The sequence below is a fragment of the Methanospirillum stamsii genome (assembly GCF_003173335.1).
GTDB classification, from domain to species: domain Archaea; phylum Halobacteriota; class Methanomicrobia; order Methanomicrobiales; family Methanospirillaceae; genus Methanospirillum; species Methanospirillum stamsii.
In genome coordinates this window covers 1-3,231 of sequence record NZ_QGMZ01000064.1, presented here as the reverse complement: position 1 = coordinate 3,231, position 3,231 = coordinate 1, and the positions used below count along the sequence as shown (strand labels likewise).

3 protein-coding genes and 1 pseudogene are annotated in these 3,231 nt (G+C 36.9%); 2 read left to right on the top strand and 2 right to left on the bottom strand.

Annotation, left to right across the window (positions count from 1 at the left end):
• The first annotated feature begins 65 nt into the window (after window positions 1-65).
• The gene (locus DLD82_RS17675) at window positions 66-473 is read left to right on the top strand and encodes a helix-turn-helix domain-containing protein (protein WP_109942457.1); all 408 of its coding nucleotides are present in this window, start codon (window positions 66-68) and stop codon (window positions 471-473) included.
• Window positions 474-1,538: 1,065 nt separating this feature from the next.
• The gene (locus tag DLD82_RS17665; protein ID WP_109942455.1) at window positions 1,539-2,189 is read left to right on the top strand and encodes a B3/B4 domain-containing protein; all 651 of its coding nucleotides are present in this window, start codon (window positions 1,539-1,541) and stop codon (window positions 2,187-2,189) included.
• A gap of 121 nt (window positions 2,190-2,310) precedes the next feature.
• Here the strand turns inward: DLD82_RS17665 and DLD82_RS17660 are convergent, their stop codons facing one another.
• Together DLD82_RS17660 and DLD82_RS19070 are read right to left on the bottom strand one after the other, a co-directional pair.
• Window positions 2,311-2,739 (bottom strand): VOC family protein, encoded by a 429-nt coding sequence (locus tag DLD82_RS17660; protein ID WP_109942454.1) that lies wholly within the window; start codon window positions 2,737-2,739, stop codon window positions 2,311-2,313.
• Between the two features lie 264 nt (window positions 2,740-3,003).
• A pseudogene (locus tag DLD82_RS19070) lies at window positions 3,004-3,231 on the bottom strand (hypothetical protein); the annotation flags it as partial.

The following is a 3,231-nucleotide window of genomic DNA, read 5'->3' as shown; positions in this document are numbered from 1 at the left end:
ATTCTAAACTAATTTTTTCAGATCACGCTATGCAAAATGAGATATAAATTCATAAATTCAGGTACTTGAAACGACATCAGGATCGGTATTACCAACTTCTTAATGAAGTAAGATATGATGGAGCATGGGAAATGTGGGTCTTATTCTTTCTCCAGGGAATTCAGGAGATATCAGATGAAGCCTTGAAAACAGTTCAGGAGATTATCTCTCTTAAGCAAAAAATTATTGATCAACTCCATACTGGTGAAAAAACTTCTCTACTAGCGATTAGATTAACGGATCTTATATTTAAATCTCCGATAATTACTGTTCCTCAAATACAGGAATCACTTCATACCAATCGTCAAACTGCATATGACATGGTTCATACCTTTGAAGAACTTGGTATAATTACCGAAATGACCGGAAAGAAACGATATAAAAAATATTTATTTCGCGAATATATTGAAATTATAGAGAAAGGATGTGAATAATTTAGTATGAATCAATTCTTGTATTAAAATTAGTATTTGAAACAGATTTCATTTTTTTATGTGTAAGACTCGTTGAGAATATTAGAAATCCATAATCATATGTTTCTAAAAAATTCTAATTATTTGGACCTTTTTTTAGAGTGAGTGTGATATTGTTTTTTAAAAGAGAAAAATGTTACAATTTTTGACATTTTATGGGATTTGAACTACAAGTTTCCACCTCTAATTCGTGCCGTAGGGATTTAGAATGAAAAATAAGCAATTAATACGAACCGATTGTTCCACAATCCAGCGGAGATATCTTTTTAAGTAAAAAAATTTTTTTCGTTCGTTAAATTTTATTATTATTATCGGTCGTATAGAGAATTATTCATAGATATTGTCCCTTTTTCCGCACCATAATTGACATTTTCAAAAAATCACATCGGTTTATTACTATTTTAATAATTAGCCGAATATTCTCCTCCTATTCCAAAGTATGTGCATTATGTGCATGAATGTGCACGTGTGTGCAAAACAATTTGCACATTAAAGGAGCCAGATTTATCCAGATTATCTAAAAATAATAATTATTTATGTTATTATTACTAGTATGTGCATAAATTTCTGGATCACAAGAGAGACAAAATTTTACAAATATTCATGTACCTCTCTATTAGTGATCTGGAAAATTGTGCACACAAAATAAAAAATCAAAAAAGAAGGAGCAGTTTTAACATTGAGACCCAATTGTGCCGTTTTTTATGTGCAAAGTAAAATGCACATTCGTGCACATACGTGCACATGATGCACATACTTTTCTGGAAGACACAAGGTATCCTATTGAAGGAATAAATTCTGTTTTCTTATTATATCAGGATTTGTGACCCCTACTAAAAATGCGAGAAAAACTCCCCTAAACCCCTGCCTCCTTATTCCATCAGAGATTTCACACAAAAGTCCGGGGAGGTACATACCATACATACCATAAAAAGGATTTTCTGGGTATCGGATAGGGGACACTCATACCGGCAGTATGGATTAATACCCTTTCAATTTATCATCCCGGCCGGAAAAATACCATTAATGAAAATAGACGATGCTATCTTTACAACCTTTCCGGGCCTTTTTATTGCAGAAGGCGATGTAGGACCACTATGTATCACGGACAGGAACCCTGAACTGGAGAAACTCAAAGGTACCATCATCACCAGCACAAAAGATAGGTATACTCTTGAAGAGGTGAAAGACAATCCTCTTTTCAGGGCATACCGGGATTTTTTCTGGAGCGTTGGGATAGATCCGACAAAAACGAGGCCGGCCTCTGAAGCCCTTGTCAGAAGAATACTATCCGGAAAGATACTACCGACTATTAACACGGCTGTTGATGCCTATAATCTTGCATCTATTGAGACCGGTGTGCCAATCGGAGCTTTTGATGCAGACCTCCTGCAAGGAGAACTCACGATGCGATTTGCACAGGAAGGAGAAGAATTTCTTGGAATCGGAATGAAAAACCCGATTGAACTCCGTACAAACCAGGTTATTCTGACCGATGAAAAGGAGATAATTGCTGTTTACCCATACCGGGATTCTGACAGGACAAAGATAACCCCTGCGACAAAAACCATACACATTGTAGCCTGCGGTGTTCCAAAGATTGATCAGGAAACGGTAATGACCGCATATGAGCTTTCATCCGGATACCTGAAAGAATATTCATCGGAATCCCAGTGAATTCAAAATTTTCTGGTGGAAAACTGGTGATATAAGATCAAAAAAATCCATGAATTAACATGGTAAACTGGGCCTTACAGTATAATTCAGGATATCCCGGAAAAATCGGCATAAAATACCATTAAAGAGAATTACCCTCCCCTTTTTGAGCTTTCATAACACCCAGGTAGTGTGGATTGAACATAATCCCCAGAATATTCCCGAATGGATCCACCACAGATGCAGTGATGAAACCATTTCCCCGGTCCCGGATTTCTTCATGCTTCGTTGCCCCCATCGAGAGCAATCTGTCGAAAGTTTTTTGAATATCATCCACGTGCCAGTAGATAACAGCACCTGCCGGTTCAGTACCCAAATTCCCGGATACATATCTCTTATCAATGATACCAAGTTCAAGCTCGTAATCTCCAATACGAAATTCGGCATATCCCGGAACTTCAAAATACGGATCACTGCCAAGGAGTTCAGCATACCATCTCTTCGCAGCATCAACATCGAATGCAAAAAAACTAACCGTGGCAACCCCTCGCAACGCCGATGAATTATTCATACCTCAATCTTCTACAAAGTTAGTTATACATTCTGTCTTTGCTCCTCTGATTCCGGAAAATTTTTAGGATTGTTCTCTCCTCGGGAAAATCACAAAAATGGGTTCTTTTGAATTATCACATATAATTCAATCTTTTTGTCCAATTGTGCTCATAAGACGAATCAATCAATTAAATGGTTGAACAATTACCCTCAATTCGCCTATATCCAGAAAGAATCATACAGTTATTGAAGACTTAAATTACTTACACTCCTGAACTCGGCATCAGTTAGGGAATATTGGGTAATTTAATTTGCGCGACAAGTCCCGAACCCTCTTTGGAACCTCTGACAATTCAGTACCCTCACCCACCTGATATGCGTAAACTTTACTGAACTTTGTGAGGAGATCGTGAGGAGATATTTGAGTTAAAAGTTTGGCTGCCTTCAAACGATTTAATATTGCACAATATATGTACAAACAGATAAATGATACAAAAATATGCCCAAAAAG